This is a genomic window from Arthrobacter sp. QXT-31 (assembly GCF_001969265.1).
Classification (GTDB): domain Bacteria; phylum Actinomycetota; class Actinomycetes; order Actinomycetales; family Micrococcaceae; genus Arthrobacter.
This window is the reverse complement of sequence record NZ_CP019304.1, coordinates 2,177,077-2,197,921: the sequence shown is the minus strand read 5'-3', so window position 1 is coordinate 2,197,921 and position 20,845 is coordinate 2,177,077. Positions and strand designations below refer to the sequence as shown.

The following is a 20,845-nucleotide window of genomic DNA, read 5'->3' as shown; positions in this document are numbered from 1 at the left end:
TTCCGGGGATCAAGTGGCTGCCGAAAAAAGTTTCCCGGACGGCTGGAACGGGTGGCTTATGATTCCCCCAGCGAGTCCAGCCAGAGCAGAACCAAGAGGTAAACGCGTGCCACCACGTCAAACATCCGACACTTCCCGCGGAAAGGCCGCTGTCAGCGACGTCTACGCGTCGATGCGTGCGGCCATTCTCGAGGGTGACATGGCCCCGGGTGCGCGCATCAACATCGACGCCGTTGCACGCAGCCTGGGCGTTTCCCAGACGCCTGTGCGTGAGGTGCTGCAGCGCCTGGAGGGCGACAACCTGGTGGTGTACAGCCCCGGCCGGGGCTACAGCACCACGCCATTGCTGGATATCGCGGAGCTGCGCTCGCTGTTTGAGTTCCGGCTGCTCGTTGAACCCTGGGCGGCCAGGGCCGCCGCCGTCGACAGGCTGGCCAATCCGGCGCCCTTCCTGGAGAAGGAGCTTGCCGCGTTCAGGGAGACGATGAAGGTCACCAAGGACCTGCGCCAGGACCTCGTCGCTCACGACACCCGTTTCCACGACACCATCCTCGCCTCCTCGGGGAACCCCGTGGTGAGGCACGCCTTCGCCCAGACCCACTGCCACCTTCATACCTTCCGGCTCTATCCTGCGGACGTGGACGGCGCCATCACCGTGAAGGAGCACTCTGCCGTGACGGATGCCATCGAGGCGTGCGATCCGGAGGGGGCCGAGGCGGCCATGACCCGGCATATCCGTAACTCCTTCGACAGGTTCGCCCAGGCCTTCGAGGGTGACCTGGGCCCGTTGTCCGAGGTTGGTGCGCCGGGAAAGCGGATCATCAAGTAGCGGCGGTCATGGAGGCGTCGACAGGCCCCGGCCCTTGCGGCCGGGGCTTTTTCGTGCCCGAAACGCGGCGGCGCGTCCGGTTTTGAGGCCAGGACTTGATCTGCATCACATGTCCTATATGATTATCGAAATTCATATAGGAAATCACCCTGATCCCTGACCTGCCGGTTCCAAGACGCGAAAGAAGCGCCATGCCTTCCATCACCTCCATCAACACCCAGGACGTCCGGTTTCCCACTTCACTGGAACTGGACGGTTCCGATGCGGTCAACGTTGACCCCGACTACTCCGCCGCCTACGTGGTCATCCGCACCGACGCCGGCGACGAGGGCCACGGCTTCGTCTTCAGCTGCGGCCGCGGCAATGAAATCCTCACTGCGGCCATCGACGCCTACGCCCGCCTCCTTGTGGGCCGTGACATCGACGAACTGATTTACGATCTGGGCGGTGCGTCCCGGCGGCTGATCCACGACTCCCAACTGCGCTGGCTGGGGCCTGAAAAGGGCGTGACCCAGATGGCCTGCGGCGCGCTGGTCAGTGCCCTGTGGGATATCCGGGCCCGCCGCGAGAACAAGCCGCTGTGGCTCCTGCTCAGCGAAATGAGCCCGGAAGAGCTGGTCAGCGTCGTGGACTTCACCCACATCCGGGACGCCCTCAGCCCGGAGGAAGCACTGGAGATCCTGCGTGCCGGACAGGCCGGCAAGGCCGCAAGGATTGCCGCGCTCAAAGCCGAAGGATTCCCGGCGTACACCACCTCGCCCGGCTGGCTGGGGTACAGCGATGAGAAGCTGATGCGGCTGAGCAAGGAGGCAGCAGCTGAGGGCTTTTCCATGATCAAGCTCAAGGTGGGCGGCGACATCAATGACGACCGCCGCCGCATGGCCCTCGCCCGCGAGGCCGTGGGAGACCTGCCCATCGCGATTGACGCGAACCAGCGCTGGGAAGTGTCTGAAGCAATCACCTGGGTCAACGGGCTTGCCGAATTCGATCCGTACTGGATTGAAGAGCCCACCAGCACGGATGACATCCTGGGCCACGCCGAAATTCGAAAGGGCGTTGAACCGGTCCGGGTGGCCACCGGCGAGGCCGTGGCCAGCCGCATTGTATTCAAGCAGCTGCTGCAGGCCGAAGCCATCGATGTCCTCCAGCTCGACTCAACCCGTGTGGGCGGCGTCAACGAGAACATCGCCATTCTCCTGCTCGCGGCCAAGTTCGGCATTCCGGTCTGCCCTCATGCCGGAGGTGTGGGCCTCTGCGAACTGGTCCAGCACTTCTCCTTCTTCGACTATGCGGTCGTCAGCGGCAGCCAGGAGGGCCGCATGATCGAATACGTCGACCACCTGCATGAGCACTTCGCCGAACCGGTGCGGATCATCAACGGGCGGTATGCCGCCCCGGTCCTGCCCGGAACCGGTGCGGAGATGCTGAGCGCCTCCCGGTCCCGGTGGGAGTTCCCTGCCGGTGCCGGATGGCAGGAAGTGGGCAGCCGTGCCGCCGTCACGGGGGCAAACCTCGCTCCGGCGGGAGCCGCCCAGTGACCGGCGGGCTCGTGGGGGCCGTCACCGATGAAACCACAACCGCCGGGGAGCTCGCTGCGGCCGTTGAGGCTGCGCAGTCGGCCTTCGAAAGGGGCAGGACCGCCACGCCGGCCACCCGCGCTGCCTGGCTCGAGGCCGTGGCGGACGGGCTGGCGCAGGACGCCGAAACACTGGTGGAGATCGCCGCACGCGAGACCCACCTCGGCGTTCCAAGGCTGGAGGGTGAGCTCAACCGCACCGTCTTCCAGCTCCGGCTGTTCGCCGCAGAGATCCTGCAGGGCGAGCACTTCGACGCGACCATCGACCACGCCGACCCGGCGTGGGGCATGGGTCCCCGCCCCGACCTGCGGCGCTACAACGTTCCGGTAGGCGTGGTGGGCGTCTTCGGGGCATCCAACTTTCCCTTTGCCTTCAGTGTGATGGGCGGGGACAGCGCGTCCGCGCTCGCTGCCGGCTGCGCCGTCGTGCACAAGGCGCACGACGGCCACCGCGGCCTGGCAGCCCGCACTGCGGAAACGGTGACCGCCGCGCTTGCTGCGTCCGGGGCGCCGTCGGGCCTGTTCTCACTTGTTACCGGACGGCGTGCCGCCGAGGCTCTCGTGGACCACCCGCTGGTGAAGGCCATCGGCTTCACGGGTTCGACGGCGGGTGGCCGGGCGCTGCTGGACCGGGCCGCCGCGCGGCCCGAGCCCATCCCGTTCTTTGGCGAGCTGGGCGGCATCAACGCGGTTTTTGTCACGCCGAACGCCTGGGCAGCCCGCCGCGACGAAATCCTCGCAGGGTACGCCGGCTCCTTCACCCTGGGAATGGGCCAGTTCTGCACCAAACCGGGGCTGCTGTTCATTCCCGCCGCAGGGTCCGCCGGGGAAACGGAAGAGGCTCGGCGTGTCCTGGCCGGCGCGCTCGCCGGTTTCACTCCGGCGCAGTTGCTGAGCGAACGCCTGCACGGCGGTTACAGGGACGCCGTCCGGGGACTCAGCGGCGCCGACGGCGTTGAAGTGCTGCTGGAGGGTGACTTTGCTGAAGCGCCGGCGCCCACCATCCTGCGCACCACGGCGGACGCCGTGCGCAGGGATCCCGCCCTCCTGAAGCAGGAGATGTTCGGCCCCGCCAGCCTGGTGGTCGAATACACGGACGGGGCTGAGCTTCCGGGCCTCGCCGAACTGCTCGAAGGACAGCTCACCACCACGCTCCAGGCCGAGGAGGACGACGACGTCACCGAGCTGGGTGCCAGGCTGACCGACATCAGTGGCCGGGTGCTGTGGAACGGCTGGCCCACAGGCGTCACTGTCAGTTACGCGCAGAACCACGGGGGACCGTACCCGGCCACGACGTCGGCCACAACGTCCGTGGGGACGGCCGCCATCCGCCGCTTCCTGCGGCCTGTGGCCTACCAGTCGTTCCCGGCTGCCCGGCTGCCCGAACCGCTGCGGGACAGCAACCCCTGGAATGTGCCGCAGCGCGTGGACGGCGTCTGGCGGCGGCCATCGGATCCCGTCCCGGGTACGGAAACCGGAGGCCGCCCGTGACCGCCCCGGCAATTCCCGAGGCAGTCCTTCCGGAGGACGCGGACCAGGCGCTGCTGATCGGCAGGGTCTGGGACCCCGAGACCGGGGGCCCGCGCGTGGCTGCGGTCAGCGGGGACTCCATATTTGACCTGACCCGGCTGGCCGGCACAGTGTCGCAGCTGCTCGAACTGCCGAGCCCCGCCGCGGCCGTCCGCGCGGCGCTCGCCGATCCGGAGCTGACGGAGCAGCGGTGGGTGACAGCCGACGTCGTCCGCTCTTCCCTGGCGGGGGACACCGCCCGCCCGCACCTGCTTGCCCCGGTGGATCTGCAGGTCATCAAGGCCTGCGGCGTCACGTTCGTGGACAGCATGATTGAGCGCGTCATCGAGGAAAGATGTGCCGGCGATGCGGGGCGGGCAGCCGAGATGCGCGAAATGGTCGGGAAGGCCCTCGGCGGCAGCATCTCCATGGTCCGGCCGGGTTCCCCGGCGGCGGCCGAGGCCAAGCGGATTCTGATAGCCGAGGGTCTCTGGTCCCAGTACCTCGAGGTGGGCATCGGGCCGGACCCGGAGGTGTTCACGAAAGCCCCGGTGCTGTCCTCAGTGGGCCTGGGCGCAGGCATCGGAATTCCGTCGTTCTCCTCCTGGAACAACCCCGAACCGGAACTGGTGCTGATCGCCACGTCCCGCGGTGAGGTGGTGGGAGCCACACTCGGCAACGACGTCAACCTCCGCGACGTTGAGGGCCGCAGCGCCCTGCTGCTCGGCAAGGCCAAGGACAACAATGCGTCCAGTGCGCTGGGGCCGCTCATCAGGCTCTTCGACGGCGGTTTCACTCTCGATACGCTGCGCGAGGAGGAGATCCTGCTGCGCGTCGAAGGACCGGACGGCTATCTGCTCGAGGGGCGGAACACCCTCGCCCGGATCAGCAGGCCCTTCGAGGAGCTGGTGGCTGCCACCCATGGCAGCCACCACCAGTACCCGGACGGCTTCGCCCTGTTCACGGGCACGCTGTTCGCGCCGACCCAGGACCGCGACGAGGCCGGGCAGGGGTTCACGCACAAGCACGGCGACGTTGTGACCATCCGGAGCCGCCACCTGGGTGCCCTGGTCAACCGCGTGGGAGCGGCCGAGGAACTGCCGGAGTGGACCTTCGGGCTGCGGCAGCTGTTCGGCTACCTCGCGGAACAACCGAGGGCTGGGCTTCCTTTCACGCCTGCCAGGTGACGGGCAGCTCCTTGACCCCGTAGACGATGGTGCTGTCCATCCGTTCCAGGTGCGCTCCCGGGGCGAGGGCCAGTCCGGGGAGCCGCTGCAGGATGCCCTGCAGCGCGGTCCTGGCTTCGAGCCTGGCCAGCGGGGCGCCGAGGCAGAAGTGGATGCCATGGCCGAAGGCCAGGTGCCGGTTCGGTGTGCGGTCCATGTCGAACTGTTCGGGGTGCTGGAACTGGCGCTCATCCCTGTTGGCTGAACCGATCCAGGCCACCAGCGGGGCGCCGGCGGGGACCTGGCAGCCGCCGAGCACGGTTTCGGCGGCTGTCACCCGGTACATCGACTGGACCGGTGAGCGGTAGCGCAGCACTTCCTCGATGGCCTGGGGGAGCAGTGCCGGTTGGGCGCGCAGCCGTTCCATCGTTTCCGCCGCTTCGGTGAAACAGAGGACCGCGTTGCCGATCAGGTTGGTGGTTGTCTCATTACCGGCCACCAGCAGCAGGGCGCAGAAGCCCAGCAGTTCGGGGACGCTGAGTTTCTGCCCCTCGATTTCGGCCTCCAGCAGGTTGCTGATCAGGTCGCTTCCGGGGCTGCGCCTGCGGTGTTCGATGAGGGCCAGAAAGTACTCGGTCATTTCCCGGTTTGTGGAGCTGTGATCGTCGGTCCGGGCTCCGGCCTGGGTCTGGCTGACGATGACGTCCGACCAGTGTTTGAAACGGTCCCGGTCCTCGGCGGGAATGCCCATGAGCTCCGCGATGACGATCACCGGCAGCGGATAGGCGAGCTCGTCGATGAGGTCTGCGGAACCTTTGGGGGCCATCGCGTCCAGCAGTTCCCCGGTCAGCGCGGAGATGCGGGGAGCAAGCGCTTCGACTGCCTTGGGCGTGAACGCCTGGGTTACGAGGGAACGCAACTGCCGGTGCCGGGGCGGGTCTGCCGTGATCAGGCTCGCCGCGAAGAGCTGGCCTGTTTCGGACGGATCGTCCCCTCCCATCCTTGACGAGAAGGTGCCGTGGTCGGACAAAACCCGCTGGACGTCGTCGTACCGGAACACGTGCCAGCTGCCGGACACCTCGTCGTGGAACACGGGAGCGGATGCCCGCATCCGCTCGTAGTGGGGGAAGGGGTTCAGTGGTGACTCATCATCGCGTCGGAAGTCCATGGCTGGCCTCTCTCTGCCGAACGGCCCGTAGGAGCCGAGTGTATTCCGCGGAGGCATCCGCCGTCAGTAGCGCCGGCAGGACTCCACCAGCGGGACTCACCCAAACAGCCAGGCTGCCCCCAGCAGCAGCGGGACAGCCAGGGCGGAGGTAACCACTGCCGTTGTTTGCGCCAGATTCTGGCCCACGCCGTACCGGACCGAATACAGGACCACGTTCTGTCCGGTGGGCAGGATGGCGCAGGCCGTGACCACGAACGTGCTGAAGGTATCCAGGCGGAACACGAGCACGGCCAGCAACCACGCGAGCACAGGCTGGACAGCCGACTTGAGGATGACGGCGAACAGCGTGGGAACGCGGTCAGCCACGTCCTGGCGCGGTGAGAGGCCATGGAGTGACATACCGAAGATGATCAGCATCAGCGGCACCGTCAGCTGGGCCACCAGTTCCAGCGGATCCAGGACCAGGTCAGGCAGCTCAATTTCGGCGGCGCTGACGATGACGCCGAGAATGGCCGCCACCGTAACGGGATTGCGCAGCGGTGTGGACAGGATGCTCCACACCGACGACCTTTTGCCCTCGGGATCGGTCAGATCCAGGATGGTCAGCGCCACCGGGGTGAGCAGGGCCAGCTGGAACAGCATGATGGGGTTGACGAAGGTGGCACTGCCCAGAATGTACAGCGACAACGGAACGCCAAGGTTCGTGGAGTTGACGATTCCTGTGGCCAGCGCCCCGACCGTGGTGCGTCTGACGCCCCATCTGCCTATGGCCCCGCTCAGGGCGAACAGCGCCATGACGCACAGTGCCGTGACGACGGAGATGAGGCCTGTCTGGCTCAGGATCTCGGAAATATGCCGGGACGCAATCGTGGAGAACATCAGGCTCGGCAGCCCCACCATGAACGTCAGGGTGGACAGCACCTTTGTCCCGTGGGGACCGAGGGCATTGGTTCTGGCGAGGATGTACCCCACGAGCAGAACCACGCCCATAACAAAGAATCCCTTTAAGACTCCGTCCAAACTGTTGTCCTCACACCATTTCCGCTCCTGGGCCGACGTCTAAGCCTATATTTTCTGCGGCAGGGCACCGGACAGATGAGGCCAAAACCACAAGGAGAAGACGGGCCCCGGAAGGAACCCGTCTTCTCAGTAGTGCTGTCGGCCAGGGGGCCTGGCTACAAGCCGAGGCCGCCGAGCTTGTCCCCCAATCCTCCGGGGAGTTTGCCCAGCAGGTCCGCGGGGTTGATGCCAAGCTGGGAGAGCAGGCCGGCATGCTGGTCGGTGTCCACCTGGTCAGGCAGCTGCGTCTCGGCCTGGGCAGCCTTGTCGTTGTCACCCTGGGACCTGAGGAATTCGAGGATCTGGGACTTGTCGATCTGCATGGTGTTCTCCTTTGCGATTTCCGGAACTGCTAAGGGTGCTTACTACCCTTCCCGAAAAAGGCCCGTTGAACAAGTCCCGCGTGTCGCCGGCCGGAGGCCCGCCGGGACGCCCGCCGCGGTTTCCGCACGTTCCAGCGCCAGGCCCAGACGCTCGACGGCGCGCGGATATGCGGGATCAGCAAGGGCTTTCAACGCATCGGCCTCCCGGAGGGCCTTCACAATTGCAGCGGTTTCGGGCTGCCTGACGTCGGCCAGAGCGGGGTAGCTGATGGCCAGCGCTGGGTCCAGTTCGTACTGGGCCCAGCGGCCCAGAATCTCTTCCTGCGTGGCGGCAGCGGTCCGGCACAGCGGCCCGTCCACCCGCCGGCGCCGCCGCGCCTCGAACCAGGAAAGCACCGCAGGGCTGCTGCGGTAGGCAGCTACCCCGCTCGCGCCCGCCACCGCGGCCAGGGCCAAGCCCGCCGGCGGCGAGGCCACCGCCGGAATGAGCAGGGACGGGGCAATTACCACTGCACCGCCGAAAAGGTCCCAGAACAGCAGGTCCGGGCTGTCGCCGTCGGACGTCCTTAGATGGTGCCGCACCACAAAAACCGTGCCGGCGACGGCGGCCATCAGCACCGCGCTCCAGAGGACCAGTTGCAGCAGCCCCCAGGGGGCGGCTTCGGAAAGTACGGACACCACTGCACCTCCAAGGACGGGCGCTGCCCGGCAACTCGGGCCGCAATTAAATTGCAGCCCCTGTGGGCGTCCCGGTCAATGGCGTAGCGTAGGCGCCATGCGACTCAAAATGTGCAGCATCCACGTCCAGGACCCAGCCGCGGCCCACTCCTTCTACACGGAGACCCTCGGCTTCGACACACTCATGGCCATGCCCGAGCACAACCTCTTCATCGTCAAGGACCCCGGAGCGTCCGGCACCGTCGGACTGCTGCTGGAGCCGAGCGACAACCCCATCGCGTCGGCCTACAGCAAGGGACTGTACGACGCCGGGCTCCCGGCCATCGTCTTCGGCACGCCGGACGTCAAAGCCGAGTACCAGCGGCTGTCCGCCGCCGGCGTCCAGTTCCGGGGCGAGCCCGCCGAGGATCCGTCCGGGATTTCCGCCGTGTTCGACGACGGCTGCGGCAACTTCATCCAGCTGCACCAGGACTAGTACTGCATGGACGCCGCTGATGCCCTGAATGAGATTGCCTTCTGGCTTGAGCGCAGCGCAGCGCCCACTTTCAAGGTCCAGGCTTTCCGGAAGGCGGCCGGCGTCATCAGCGCACTGACTCCGGACGAGGTGGCGGAGCGGGCCCGCGACGGCCGGCTCAAGCGGACGAAAGGAATCGGGGACACCACCTTCAACGTCATCCGGCAGGCGGTGGACGGCGATGTGCCCGACTACCTGGAAAAGCTGCGCCAAGGCGGCGCCAAACCACTCGCCGCCGGGGGAGACGGGCTGCGCCCGCTGCTCCGCGGTGACCTGCACAGCCACAGCGACTGGTCCGACGGCGGTTCTCCTCCCGAGCTGATGGCGGACGCCGCCCGCTCGCTCGGCCGCGAATACCTCGCCCTGACGGACCACTCGCCGAACCTCAAGATCGCCAACGGGCTCAGCGCCGAGCGGCTCAGCGAGCAGCTGGACGTGGTGGCCGGGCTGAACGGGGGTGCCGACGGGAAGTTCCGGCTGCTGTCCGGCATCGAGGTGGACATCCTGGAAAACGGCGAGCTGGACCAGACGCCCGGGATGCTGGACCGGCTGGACGTGGTGGTGGCCAGCGTGCATTCCAAGCTCCGCTCGGACCGCCGCACCATGACGGAGCGGATGCTCGGCGGCATCCGTGATCCACACACCAATGTGCTGGGCCACTGCACCGGCCGCCTGATGCAGGGCTCGCGCGGCACGCGGCCCGAGTCCGAATTCGATGCCGAGCGGGTCTTTGCGGCCTGCGCGGAAGCCAATGTCGCCGTCGAAATCAATTCCCGGCCGGAACGGCAGGACCCGCCGGACAACCTGATGCAGCTGGCGCTTGAGGCCGGCTGCCTGTTCAGCATCGACAGTGATGCCCACGCCCCCGGCCAGCTGGACTTCCTGCAGTACGGCGCCGAACGGGCCGAACGCAACGGCGTCCCGGCCGAGCGGATCGTCACCACCTGGCCTCTGGACCGGCTCCTGGAGTGGCTGAACAGCAGGAATTAGCAGCACGGCCTTAGCTCAAGAATTTAGTAAGCATAATGACTATCTATGCACGGAGTGGTACACCTTAATTGTTCCGTCGCGGAACCCGGCGGACCCGTCACTCCCTGCGAGGTGCACCATGACTGCTATGAATCCAGCGGACCACTTGGACGAGCTGGGCCAGAGGACCCTCCGGAAAGTGCGCGGCCGCCTCATGCCGCTGATTGTGCTGCTTTACTTCATTGCGTATCTGGACCGCAACAACGTCGGCTTCGCCAAGCTGACCATGAGCGAGGACATCGGCCTTAGCGCCGCAGCCTACGGCCTGGGCGCCGGCATCTTCTTCCTGGGCTACGCGCTCCTGGAGATTCCCAGCAACGCGGGCATGTACAAGTTTGGTGCCCGCAAATGGATCGCCCGCATCCTGATCTCCTGGGGCATCTTCGCCACGGCCATGGCCCTGGTGAACGGAGAGGTCACCTTCTACATCATCCGCTTCCTGCTCGGCGCGGCGGAGGCCGGCTTCTTCCCGGCCATGCTCTTCTATCTGACCCTGTGGTTCCCCGCGCGGCAGCGCGTCACCGTGCTGGGCATCTTCATCCTCGCCCAGCCCATCTCCAACGCCCTCGGCGCCCCGGTGTCCGGCCTCCTGCTGCAGATGGACGGAATCTGGGGCCTGCAGGGGTGGCAGTGGCTGTACATCATCGAGGGCATCCCGGCCATCCTCCTCGGGCTGCTCACTCCGGTGCTCATGACTGACAAGCCAAGCCACGCGCACTGGCTGGCTGCCGATGAGCGGGAATGGCTGACCCGGACCATGGACGAGGAACTCGCCCACAAGCAAAAAGGCCAGCCGCACCACTTCCTGGCCGGCCTGAAGGATTCCAGGACGGTCGCCTACTCAGCCCTGTACTTCGGCCTGGTCTGCGGCATCTACGGCCTGGGCCTGTGGATGCCGACCATCGTCGCGGCCCTGGGCAAGTTCAGCACCACCGAGGTGGGCTTCATCGTTGCCATTCCCTACACGATTGCCGCCATATTCGTTTACTACTGGGGCAAGCGGTCAGACCGCACGGGCAACCGGGTGCTGCACGCCAGCATCAGCATGGTCATGGCCGCCATCGGCCTGATCGCGGCCGGCAACCTTGTCCAGGTCAACGCCATCCTGGCCATGATCGCCCTGACCCTGGCGGCCATGGGCATTTACTCCGCCATCGCGCCGTTCCTGGCCATGCCCTCCACGGCCCTCGTGGGAGCTGCAGCCGCGGCCGGCCTCGCCATGGTGAATTCGCTCGGTAACCTCGGCGGCTTCGTGGCGCCCTACATCGTGGGCGTGCTCAACGACGCCAGCGGCGACAACCGGTCCGGCCTCGTGTTCCTGGCCGCCTGCCTCGGCGTCACCGCCATCGCCACCTACCTCTACGCCCGCAAGCGTCCCGAGGGCCACGTGAAACCCGGCACTCCCGCCGCGGTCGGTGAAGAGGCGGTTGCCGCCGACGAGTTCGACGACACCAAGTACTAGAGGGGATTACGGACATGGCACACCACGACACGTTCCCGGCCGAACGCACCGCGGTGCTGACCGGGGCCGCTTCAGCACGGGGCATTGGGCGGGCTACAGCGGAAATGCTGGCCAGCGGCGGCTGGTCCGTGGCCATCCTTGATATCGACGGCGACGCGGCCCGGCGCGCGGCGGAGGACATCTCCTCCGTGTACGGTGTCCTGGCCAGGGGCGTGGGGGCCGATGTCTCCGACCAGGCCACCGTCAACGCAGCGATCGACGAGGTGGAGGCCAACATGCCACCCATCGTGGCGCTCGCGAACCTCGCGGGCATCAGCTCGCCCACCGAGTTCATGGACGAGACACTTGAGGCCTGGGAGCGTGTGTTCCGCATCAACATGACCGGCACGTTCCTTGTCACCCAGCGCGTGCTCCGCGGAATGATCGAACGCCGGCTTGGCCGGGTGGTCAGCGTCTCCTCCATCTCGGCCCAGCGCGGCGGCGGCACCTACTCCAAGGTGGCGTACAGCGCCTCCAAGGCGGCCATCATCGGCTTCACCCGGGCGCTCGCACGGGAGATGGGGCAGCACAACATCACCGTCAACTGCATCGCCCCCGGCCCCGTGGACACCGACATCATGGGCGGCACCCTGAGCGATGAGCGAAAAGCCGACATGTCCAGGGACATCCTCATGGGCCGTGTGGGCACCGTCCGCGACATCGCCGCCCTCATGGTGTTCCTGATGGGGGAGGATGCCGGCTACATCACGGCCGCGACGTACGACATCAACGGCGGCCTGCAGATCTCCTAATACCTAAGCTGCCCAGTACCTATGCTGCCGCGGGGCTGGGCGACATCTCCGCCGCCTGGCGCAGCGCCTCGATCATGCTGCGCACGTCCACGATGCCCTTGCCGGCAATGTCGAAGGCGGTGCCGTGGTCCACGGACGTGCGGATGACGGGCAGGCCCACCGTGATGTTGACGCCGGCCTCGATGCCGAGGACCTTGACCGGCCCGTGGCCCTGGTCGTGGTACATGGCCACGATGAGGTCGTAGTCGCCGCGGCCTGCCAGGAAGAACGCGGTGTCGGCCGGGAGGGGGCCGACCGCGTCGATGCCGTCGGCCTGGAGCTTTTCGATGGCCGGGGTGATTTTCTCCGCTTCCTCGCCGTAGCCGAACAGGCCGTTCTCGCCGGCGTGCGGGTTGATGGCGCAGACGCCGATCTTGGGGTTGGCGATGCCGGCGCGCTGCATGGCGCTGTGCCCGCGGCGGACGGTCCGTTCCACCAGGCCCGGCTCGATCTTGTTGATGGCGTCGATGAGGCCGATGTGGGTGGTGACGTGGATGACCTTGACCTTGGGCGTGGAGAGCATCATGGACACTTCCTCGATGCCCATGAAGTGCGCCAGAAGCTCGGTGTGCCCGGGGTAGATGTGCCCGGCCTTATGCAGCGCTGCCTTGTTCAGCGGCGCCGTGCAGATGCCCTGGACCTGGCCGCTCATCCCCAGCTCGCATGCGATCCGGATGTAGTGGTACGCGGCGTTCCCGGCCTCGGCGGACTCCTGGCCCCAGGGCAGGTCGGCGGACAGCAGCTTGGGGTCGATCACGTTGATCCGGCCGGCCTCGAAGACCGCTTCGCCCACCGTCTCCACCTCGACGATGTTGGCTTCCACACCCAGTGCCTTGGCGCCGAGCTGCAGCCGGTGGACGTCGCCGATCACCACCGGGCGGCAGTCCCGGTAGGCGTTCTGGTCCAGGAGCGCGCCCACGGTCACCTCGGGGCCGACGCCGGCGCCGTCGCCCATGGTCACGGCGATGAAGGGCCGGGTGTCCTGTTCGGTTGCGTTCACTGCTGATGTCATTGGAGCTCCAGGTATGTGGGAGGGATGGGAAATGCTGTTGGAAGACCGAAGGTCTTTGATGGCGGAGTAAAGCTGGACCAGGGCGTCGTCGTCGCCAAAGCTGCCGGGCTTGGTGCCCACCAGCCGCCCGTCGTCGGAAAGGCTGACCACGGCGCCGTGCTGCACGGACGCCAGCGGCGTCAGCGACCGGACGCCGAGGGCGTCGAGTACTTCGCGGGCGGTTTCGCCCCCGGTCAGGATCAGGTCTGTTCCGGTGGGAGCCGCTGCCGCCTCCGCTGCCAGCCGCGCCAGGTTCCGCACGATCCTGCCGGACTCCTGCGGATTGACGACGTCGGCGCTGACAGTCAGGGCAGTTGGCTCACCGGCCGCCAGGAGCTGTTGTGCTTCCGCGAGCCTCGGGCGGACATCTTCGGGCCACTGCAGTTCGCCGGGCGTGATGTGCAGGCCGGTGACACCGCGGGCTTCCAGGTTCCGCAGCTGCGCCGCGGCCTTCGTGGACGCGGAGCCGACGGCGGCCAGCACCGGCCGCGGTGCGCCCGCCACAGCCTTTACGCGGGATGATCCGGGTTCCTGCGCGTTTCGCGCAGAAGCCGGGCCGAGTTTCGCCGCCAGCAGCAGGGCCATGCCGCCGGTCCCGGCCAGCACTATGCGCCGTCCGCCGGCACTGAAGTTCAGGGCCAGCAGAGCATCGGCGACCTTTTCCAGGTCAGCCGGAGTCTCGCCGTCGACGATCACTGTGGTGGGAGTGGCGCCGGCTGATGGTCCGGAGAGGGCTTCACCGAGGACGGCCGTCAGGCTGTCCGCCCGCACGGTGGACAGGTCCGTTAGCTGCACTGCAGAGCCTTCGTGCAGCAAGTGCGCGATCTCCGCGGGCGGGGCCGCTGCCTCTGCCCGCCAGAGGTTCGTGCGGTCCAGCCGCACACCGTCGGCGAAAGGCCGGCCGCCGACGACGGTCCGGTTCAGCTGGGGGAGTGCGCCGGCCACCACCACGTGGTGCCCCAGTGCGGAAAGTGCCGCGAGTTCCGGCCCAATATTGCCCCGCCACAGCGAATCGATTTTCTTGAACAGCACGCCTGCGCGGCCTGCGGCCGGGCTGCCAAAGACGGCAGCCGAAGCAGCGGCGGCGGCCTCCGGAACCATAGCCCGTGAGTGGGTGTCGACCACCAGGACGTCCGGGTGGCGGCCGGTGCCAGTGCCAGCCTCGGGGGCGGACAGGAGGAGCCGCGTGTCCAGCCCCTGGGTTGCAAAGCATTGCCCCACTTCTGCTGCGCCGGAAAAGTCGTCGGCCTGGATAAGGACTGCAGCCACGTCGTCCTCCCTTCTTCTGTGGATCGGTAGCACCATGATGTCATGACTGCGCGGATTGCGCTAGGTCAGTTGCGCATTTCGCGCAGAGGTGGCAGAGTGATGCATGTAACACGGCGCAGGCCATCCGGCCGCCAGCCGTCCCAATCAACCGAGAGGTCAACGATGACCGTTCTTCCTCAAGGAAGTGAGATCTCACGGCGCCGCCTCCTGCAGTTCGGCGCAGCCGCCGGATTTCTCCTGGGCACAGGCTCCGTGGCCGGATGTGCCGGCCCGACCGGACTGCCGGGCCCCAGCACCCTGACGCTGGCGCTAAACAGGTCGCTCGTCAGCCTGGACAACAAGCTCAACCAGTTCGACGCCGCCGTCACCGTCCAGCGCGCGGTGCGGCAGGGCCTGACGGCCATCGGCCCCGAAACCAAGCCGATCCTGGTCCTGGCGGACCGCTTTGAAATGACTTCCCCCACGGTATGGACCGTGCGGCTCCGCGAAGGTGTCAAGTACTCAGACGGCACGCCGCTGAAGATCGAGGACGTTGCCACCGCGCTGAAGATGTACCAGCAGGTGCAGGGTTCCTTCGTGGCCGGGTTCTTCCCCGAATTCCCCACCGTGGTGCCCGTGGATGAGCGCACGTTCCGGATGGAATCGAAGAACCCCATCCCCATCCTCGACTCCCTCATGAGCATGATCCTGATCAGCCCGGCAGCCCGGAACAAGCCGGAAGAGCTGCAGGAAGGCGTGGGCACGGGCCCGTACGTCGTGACGAAGTTCAACCGCGGCGCCGGCACCTACAGCCTCAAGCGCAATGAGAACTACTGGGGCCCCGCCCCCAAGGTGGACAACGTCGAGGTCCGCTTCCTGCCGGAGGAATCCAGCCGTGTCATTGCACTGCGCAGCGGCGAGGTGGACGTCATTGACTCCATCACGCCCGACTCGCGCGAACAGCTGGCCGGACTTCCCGGCGTCGTCCTGGCCGAGGCGTCCAGCCTCCGCCTGAACCAGATCTTCTACAACTTCCGCAAGCCGGCCAGCCACCCGCTCTCCGACGTCCGGGTCCGCCAGGCGCTTAGCTGGGCGGTCGACGGCGAGTCGCTGGTCAAGGACGTCCTGTCGATTCGGTCAGTGAGGCCGAAGGCGTGGTCCCGTCCAGCCTTACGGGCTTCGCCAAGACCGGCAATTACACCTTCGACCCGGAGAAGGCCAAGGCCACGCTGAAGAGCCTCGGTGTCACCGACCTGAACCTGAAGATCATCTGGGAAACCGGGGAGTTCGCCTCCGACACCTCCGTCATGGAGGCGCTCGTGGAGATGTTCGGCAACATCGGCGTGAAAACCCAGCTGCAGCAGTTTGAGCCCGGCGGCAACATCCTGGCCTGGCGCCAGGGCAAGCAGGGCGACTGGGACCTGCTCGGCAACGGCTTCAGCAGCCCCACCGGCCTGGCCATCACCATGATGCAGGGCATGTACGCCGGAACCGCGGAAAAGGAAAAGACCCGCGACACCTACCAGGGCTACGTGGTGCCGGACGTGCAGGCCAAGATCCAGGCCGCCTCCTCCGAGGTAGACCCGGCGCGCCGCGAACAGCTGCTGGCCACCGCGCAGAAGGCCATCTGGGACACCTGGCCGTGTGCCTGGGCGTTCGTTCCGAAGTCGGTGCTGGCCCACCAGAAGCGCGTGGCAGGCCTGGCGCTGGCGCCCACCAACTCCTACCCCCTTGTTGACGTCCGGCTGGAGGCCTGAGCCATGACCAAATACATCCTCAAGCGGCTCGGCCAGGGCCTGCTGACCGTGTTCCTGACGGTCTCCACGGTCTTCATCCTGATCCGCCTCGCCCCCGGTGATCCGGCCGTCTCCTACGCCGGCCCGCTGGCCACCACGGAGCAGCTGGCCAAGGTCCGCGAACAGTTCGGCCTGGACCGTCCCGTGCTGGAGCAGTACTGGATCTTCCTGCAGCAGCTGTTCACCGGCAACCTGGGCACCTCCTACTCCTTCCAGGCGCCGGCCATGCAGGTCGTGGCGGAGCGGATGCCGTACACGCTGACCCTCGCCACCGCCTCCATCCTCCTTACCGCCGTGATCGCCATCCCGCTGGGCGTGTGGATGGCCCGCCGTCCGGACACCAACCGCGAACTCGGCGTCAACGTCCTCACCATCGCCGGACAGTCCATGCCGGACTTCTGGACCGGCATCATGCTCCTGACCGGCTTCGCCGTCCTGATCCCGCTGTTCCCGGCTTCCGGCTTCGCCACCTGGGGCGGCCTCGTCCTCCCCACCGTCACCATCGCCATCCTGCAGATCGCGCTGATCTCCCGGATGGTGCGGCGGGAGATGACCGCCAACTTCGCGGCCCCGTACCTGACCGTCGCACGGTCCAGGGGAGTGGGCAGCTCCGCCCTCACCTGGCGCTACGCCATGGGGAACTCCGCCATCCCGGTCTTCACCGCCCTGGGCACCCGCTTCGCGGCCATGCTCAACGGCGTGGTGGTGGTGGAAGTGGTGTTCGCCTGGCCCGGCGTCGGCTCCCTGATTGTCCGGGCCCTGGAAACCCGTGACTACCCCCTCATCCAGGCAACCGTCCTGCTGACGGCGCTGCTGGCGGTAGCCGTGCAGCTGGTCATCGATCTCGCCTACCCGCTTCTTGATCCCCGCGTTCGTCTTGGAAAGGCGGCAGCAGCATGAGCCTCAGCGACACCGCAACACGCACCCCGTCTCCGAGCGCCGTCACCAGGGAACTCGTAGCCAAGGCCGGCGCCACCCGCCGCCGCAACGCCGCCAAGTGGAAACTGCGCATCGGCGCCGTCTGCACGCTGATCGTCATCATTCCCATCCTGCTGGCCCAGGTGCTGCCCCTGCCGGACGCCAACCACCAGGACCTCTCGGCGCGCAGGCTCGCCCCGCTGGTGGACGGCCACCTGTTCGGCACCGACCAGCTGGGCCGCGACCTGCTCTCCCGCGTCCTGCACGGCGGACAGGTGTCCCTGACCATCGGCATCCTGGCGGTGGTGGTCTCCGGCGCCATCGGCATCATCCTCGGTGCAGCCGCCGGCTACTTCGGCGGCTGGGTGGATACGGTGGTCTCCCGCGTCCTCGAAGCCCAGATGTCCCTGCCGCTGCTCATGATGCTGCTCCTGGTGGTGGCACTTTTCGGTCCGTCCATCCCGGTGATCACCTTCGTCATCGCCATCGCCCAATGGCCGGAGGTGGCCAGGCTGACCAGGTCCATGGTGCTGGTGGAACGCGAAAAACCGTACGTCTCCGCGGCGCGCATCCTCGGCCTGCACCGCATCCAGATCCTGATCCAGCACATCATCCCCAACGTCATCAAGCAGGCAACCCTCGTGGTGCTGCTCCTCCTGGCCCAGGCCGTCCTGCTCGAGAGTGCGCTCAGCTTCCTCGGCGCCGGACCCCAGCGGCCGTTCGCCACCTGGGGACGCATCATCTCCGACGGCCAGGACTACATCACCACCTCCTGGTGGATGGTCACCCTGCCCGGCCTGGTGATCGTGCTGATGGTGGTGGGCGTAAACCTGCTGGGCGACGGCCTCCGCGACCGTCCCCGCCGCAAGAAGAAGGGTGCCTGACATGGACGCCAATAAGGAACAGCCTCTCCTCGAGGTCCGCGACTTCCAGGTGGAGCTGATCACCGACGCCGGAATCATCCGGGCCGTCGATTCGGTGAACTTCAGCATCCACCGCGGCGAAACGGTCACCATCATCGGTGAGTCCGGTTCCGGCAAATCGACGACGGCGATGGGCATCCTCCGTCTTCTGCCGGACGATCTGGCCGTGCTTTCCGGCACCGTGCTCATCGACGGCGTGGACGTGGTGGCCGAGCCGAAGGCCATCGACAAGGTCCGCGGCCGGACGCTCGCGCTCATCCCGCAGGACCCGATGACGGCCCTGAGCCCCGTCCACTCCATCGGCAGCCAGCTGTCGGAGGCCATCCGGATCGCCGGTGCCGCCTCCAAGGACAAGGACGCCGTCCGGGCCCGGGCTATCCGGCTTCTGGAACAGGTGCACATCCCGACGCCGGACGTGCAGCTGAAGAAGTACCCGCACCAGCTCTCGGGCGGCATGCTCCAGCGCGTGCTGATCGCCATCGCACTGGCCAGCGAACCGCAGCTCCTGGTGGCCGACGAACCCACCTCGGCACTGGATGTCACGGTGCAGGCCGGCATCCTGGACCTCCTCCTCGAGCTCCAGGAACAGCGCGGCATCGGCATCCTGATGATCACCCACGACCTCGGTGTCGCCCGGCTCATCTCGGACCGCATCCACGTGATGAAGGACGGCTCCTTCGTGGAGTCCGGCGAGGTCCAGCAGATCGTGGAGCACCCGGCCACCGAGTACACCCGCAGCCTGCTGGCCGCGGTGCCGGTCCTCGGTCCCTGGGACGAAACCCCGGCAGCCAACCCTTCCCCGTCCACAGCCGCATCACAGTCCACAGCCGCACTGACCAGCACCGGAGGCCAGCATGACTAAGCCGTTCCTCTCCGTCGAGAACCTCGTGGTGGATTACCACGTGCCGGGCGGAACGTTCCGTGCCGTGGATGACGTCTCCTTCTCCGTGGACAAAGGCAAGACGATCGCCGTCGTCGGTGAATCCGGCTGCGGAAAGTCCACCGTGGCCAAGGCGCTGATGCGGCTGGTGACGCCGGCCAGCGGCCGGATTGAGCTGGACGGCACGGACCTGGCGGCGCTCAGCGAAGCCAAACTGCGGCCGCTGCGCTCAAAGTTCCAGATGGTTTTCCAGGATCCCTACGGCTCGCTGGATCCGCACCTCACCGCCCAGGAGATCGTGGCCGAACCGCTGAAGCTGCAGGGCGTCCGCTCCAAGGCCGAGCGGCACAAGGAAGCCGCAAAGCTGATCGACCAGGTTGGCCTGCCGGCCAAGTCCCTGGACCGCCACCCCGCTGAGTTCTCCGGCGGCCAGCGGCAGCGCATCGGCATCGCCCGGGCACTCGCCTCCAAGCCGGAACTGCTGGTCTGCGACGAGGCCACGAGCGCCCTCGATGTGTCCGTCCAGGCCCAGGTGCTGCGGCTGCTGAAGTCCATCCAGGACGAAACCGGCATCACCTACGTGTTCATCTCCCACAACCTTGGCGTGGTGCAGGAGATCAGCGATAGCGTCATGGTCATGCAGCGCGGCAAGCTGGTGGAATCCGGCAGCACCGCATCCGTGCTGACCGCGCCGAAGGAGGACTACACCCGCAAGCTCCGCCGCGCCGCGCTGGACCCCTCCACCATGCGGGGCCTGAAGCCGCGGCACGTTGTCCGGTCGCTGGCGCTGAAGGGCGCCTGAGGCCGCGGCCCTTTGAAGAAACCGAAACCCGACCCGCACTGCAACCACGGAGAAACACGCATGAGCAAGCAGCCAGAAGGCACCCCGGTGGAAGGACTGAAGCTTCCCATTTCACGCCTGGTCCTGGGCACCATGACGTTCGGCGACACCGCCGACGAAGCCACCGCCGGGCGCATGGTGGACGAGGCGCTCAACGCCGGCATCACCACCATCGACACCGCCAACGCCTACGTGGGCGGCGTGACGGAGGAAATGCTCGCCCGCCTTCTCAAGGGCCGCCGCGACGAGGTCATCCTCGCCTCGAAGGCCGGCATGCCGCACGCCGACCACGGCCAGCACTCGCCGCTGTCCCCGCAGGGGCTGCGCAACAGCGTGGAGGGCAGCCTGCGCCGGCTTGGCGTGGACAGCATCGACCTGTTCTACCTGCACCAGCCGGACCGCGCCACCCCGCTGCAGGACACCCTGCGCACCGTGGCCGAACTGGCTGAAGAGGGAAAGATCGGGGGGCTGGGTGTCTCCAACTTCGCGGCCTGGCAGATCGCCGATGTGATCCACGTGGCCCGCGAGGTGGGGGCACCCCGGCCCGTGGTGGCACAGCAGCTCTACAACCTGGTGGCCCGCCGGGTGGAGGAGGAGTACCTCGAGTTCGCCGCCACGCACAACGTCCACACCATGGTCTACAACCCGCTGGGCGGCGGCCTGCTCACCGGCAAGCACAGCTTCGAGGCCAAGCCCTCGGAAGGCCGCTTCGGTGACTCCAAGCTGGCTGCCATGTACACCCAGCGCTACTGGGACAAGCAGCTGTTCGACGCCGTGAACGCCCTGGCCGGCATCGCCGAGCAGGCCGGCATCACCCTCGCCGAGCTGTCCCTGCGCTGGCTCGCCTACCGGAAGGGCGTTGGCTCCATGCTGTTGGGCGGCTCCAAGGTGGAGCAGCTGAGCGCCAACATCGCCGCTGTGGCCAAGGGGCCGCTGCCCGAGGACGTCACCGCCGCCTGCGACGCCGTCGGCTCCGGGCTCCGCGGGCCCATGCCCGCCTACAACCGCTGAGCCCCCACCCGGCAATCGCCAAGACCACCCACGA

20 protein-coding genes are annotated in these 20,845 nt (G+C 67.1%); 15 read left to right on the top strand and 5 right to left on the bottom strand.

All coding sequences use genetic code 11. The features are described 5' to 3' along the window. Window positions 1-106 precede the first annotated feature (106 nt). The 4 genes from BWQ92_RS09965 to BWQ92_RS09950 all read left to right on the top strand — a co-directional run bounded on the left by BWQ92_RS09965 (window position 107) and on the right by BWQ92_RS09950 (window position 5,101). On the top strand, window positions 107-829 hold the full coding sequence (locus BWQ92_RS09965; RefSeq protein ID WP_076799374.1) for a GntR family transcriptional regulator: 723 nt from the start codon (window positions 107-109) through the stop codon (window positions 827-829). A 191-nt stretch (window positions 830-1,020) separates the two neighbouring features. Then, complete coding sequence (locus BWQ92_RS09960; RefSeq protein ID WP_076799373.1) at window positions 1,021-2,367, top strand: L-fuconate dehydratase; 1,347 nt, start codon at window positions 1,021-1,023, stop codon at window positions 2,365-2,367. Further along, complete coding sequence (locus BWQ92_RS09955; RefSeq protein ID WP_076799372.1) at window positions 2,364-3,896, top strand: aldehyde dehydrogenase (NADP(+)); 1,533 nt, start codon at window positions 2,364-2,366, stop codon at window positions 3,894-3,896. The genes BWQ92_RS09960 and BWQ92_RS09955 overlap by 4 nt, the downstream gene beginning before the upstream one ends. Continuing rightward, the gene (locus tag BWQ92_RS09950; protein WP_076799371.1) at window positions 3,893-5,101 is read left to right on the top strand and encodes a fumarylacetoacetate hydrolase family protein; all 1,209 of its coding nucleotides are present in this window, start codon (window positions 3,893-3,895) and stop codon (window positions 5,099-5,101) included. The genes BWQ92_RS09955 and BWQ92_RS09950 overlap by 4 nt, the downstream gene beginning before the upstream one ends. Here BWQ92_RS09950 and BWQ92_RS09945 read toward each other — a convergent pair. From BWQ92_RS09945 to BWQ92_RS09930, 4 genes are all read right to left on the bottom strand, one after another. Next, the gene (locus BWQ92_RS09945; RefSeq protein ID WP_076799370.1) at window positions 5,085-6,248 is read right to left on the bottom strand and encodes a cytochrome P450; all 1,164 of its coding nucleotides are present in this window, start codon (window positions 6,246-6,248) and stop codon (window positions 5,085-5,087) included. The genes BWQ92_RS09950 and BWQ92_RS09945 overlap by 17 nt on opposite strands. A gap of 96 nt (window positions 6,249-6,344) precedes the next feature. Further along, window positions 6,345-7,268 carry an AEC family transporter gene (locus tag BWQ92_RS09940; RefSeq protein ID WP_076799369.1) on the bottom strand — a complete coding sequence of 308 codons (924 nt, stop codon included), beginning with the start codon at window positions 7,266-7,268 and terminating at the stop codon, window positions 6,345-6,347. Between the two features lie 155 nt (window positions 7,269-7,423). Beyond that, window positions 7,424-7,630: a hypothetical protein gene (locus BWQ92_RS09935; RefSeq protein WP_076799368.1), complete on the bottom strand. Its 207-nt coding sequence runs from the start codon at window positions 7,628-7,630 to the stop codon at window positions 7,424-7,426. Between the two features lie 42 nt (window positions 7,631-7,672). Then, window positions 7,673-8,308 (bottom strand): hypothetical protein, encoded by a 636-nt coding sequence (locus BWQ92_RS09930; protein ID WP_236783166.1) that lies wholly within the window; start codon window positions 8,306-8,308, stop codon window positions 7,673-7,675. Between the two features lie 97 nt (window positions 8,309-8,405). Here BWQ92_RS09930 and BWQ92_RS09925 point away from each other — a divergent pair, with 97 nt between their 5' ends. From BWQ92_RS09925 to BWQ92_RS09910, 4 genes are all read left to right on the top strand, one after another. Continuing rightward, the gene (locus tag BWQ92_RS09925) at window positions 8,406-8,783 is read left to right on the top strand and encodes a VOC family protein (RefSeq protein WP_076799367.1); all 378 of its coding nucleotides are present in this window, start codon (window positions 8,406-8,408) and stop codon (window positions 8,781-8,783) included. A gap of 6 nt (window positions 8,784-8,789) precedes the next feature. After that, the gene (locus tag BWQ92_RS09920; protein ID WP_076799366.1) at window positions 8,790-9,812 is read left to right on the top strand and encodes a PHP domain-containing protein; all 1,023 of its coding nucleotides are present in this window, start codon (window positions 8,790-8,792) and stop codon (window positions 9,810-9,812) included. Window positions 9,813-9,930: 118 nt separating this feature from the next. Beyond that, window positions 9,931-11,313, top strand: coding sequence for an MFS transporter (locus tag BWQ92_RS09915; RefSeq protein ID WP_076799365.1), 1,383 nt, complete (start codon window positions 9,931-9,933; stop codon window positions 11,311-11,313). Between the two features lie 14 nt (window positions 11,314-11,327). Beyond that, on the top strand, window positions 11,328-12,104 hold the full coding sequence (locus BWQ92_RS09910; RefSeq protein WP_076799364.1) for an SDR family NAD(P)-dependent oxidoreductase: 777 nt from the start codon (window positions 11,328-11,330) through the stop codon (window positions 12,102-12,104). A 19-nt stretch (window positions 12,105-12,123) separates the two neighbouring features. Here the strand turns inward: BWQ92_RS09910 and pdxA are convergent, their stop codons facing one another. Next, window positions 12,124-14,463 carry a 4-hydroxythreonine-4-phosphate dehydrogenase PdxA gene (pdxA, locus tag BWQ92_RS09905; protein WP_076799363.1) on the bottom strand — a complete coding sequence of 780 codons (2,340 nt, stop codon included), beginning with the start codon at window positions 14,461-14,463 and terminating at the stop codon, window positions 12,124-12,126. A gap of 162 nt (window positions 14,464-14,625) precedes the next feature. Here pdxA and BWQ92_RS24435 point away from each other — a divergent pair, with 162 nt between their 5' ends. From BWQ92_RS24435 to BWQ92_RS09875, 7 genes are read left to right on the top strand one after another with little or no spacing between them, the layout of a single operon-like run. Continuing rightward, a complete protein-coding gene (locus BWQ92_RS24435) occupies window positions 14,626-15,675 on the top strand; it encodes an ABC transporter substrate-binding protein (protein WP_250637859.1) in 1,050 nt (349 codons plus the stop codon). Next, window positions 15,597-16,199, top strand: coding sequence for an ABC transporter substrate-binding protein (locus BWQ92_RS24430; protein WP_250637858.1), 603 nt, complete (start codon window positions 15,597-15,599; stop codon window positions 16,197-16,199). Before BWQ92_RS24435 ends, BWQ92_RS24430 begins: the two co-directional genes overlap by 79 nt. 3 nt (window positions 16,200-16,202) lie before the next feature. Beyond that, a complete protein-coding gene (locus BWQ92_RS09895; protein ID WP_076799362.1) occupies window positions 16,203-17,138 on the top strand; it encodes an ABC transporter permease in 936 nt (311 codons plus the stop codon). Next, complete coding sequence (locus BWQ92_RS09890) at window positions 17,135-18,040, top strand: ABC transporter permease (RefSeq protein WP_076799361.1); 906 nt, start codon at window positions 17,135-17,137, stop codon at window positions 18,038-18,040. Before BWQ92_RS09895 ends, BWQ92_RS09890 begins: the two co-directional genes overlap by 4 nt. 1 nt (window position 18,041) lies before the next feature. Continuing rightward, the gene (locus tag BWQ92_RS09885; RefSeq protein WP_076799360.1) at window positions 18,042-18,941 is read left to right on the top strand and encodes an ABC transporter ATP-binding protein; all 900 of its coding nucleotides are present in this window, start codon (window positions 18,042-18,044) and stop codon (window positions 18,939-18,941) included. Beyond that, complete coding sequence (locus BWQ92_RS09880) at window positions 18,934-19,761, top strand: ATP-binding cassette domain-containing protein (protein WP_076799359.1); 828 nt, start codon at window positions 18,934-18,936, stop codon at window positions 19,759-19,761. The genes BWQ92_RS09885 and BWQ92_RS09880 overlap by 8 nt, the downstream gene beginning before the upstream one ends. Window positions 19,762-19,821: 60 nt before the next feature. After that, the gene (locus tag BWQ92_RS09875) at window positions 19,822-20,811 is read left to right on the top strand and encodes an aldo/keto reductase (RefSeq protein WP_076799358.1); all 990 of its coding nucleotides are present in this window, start codon (window positions 19,822-19,824) and stop codon (window positions 20,809-20,811) included. The last annotated feature ends 34 nt before the right edge of the window (window positions 20,812-20,845 follow it).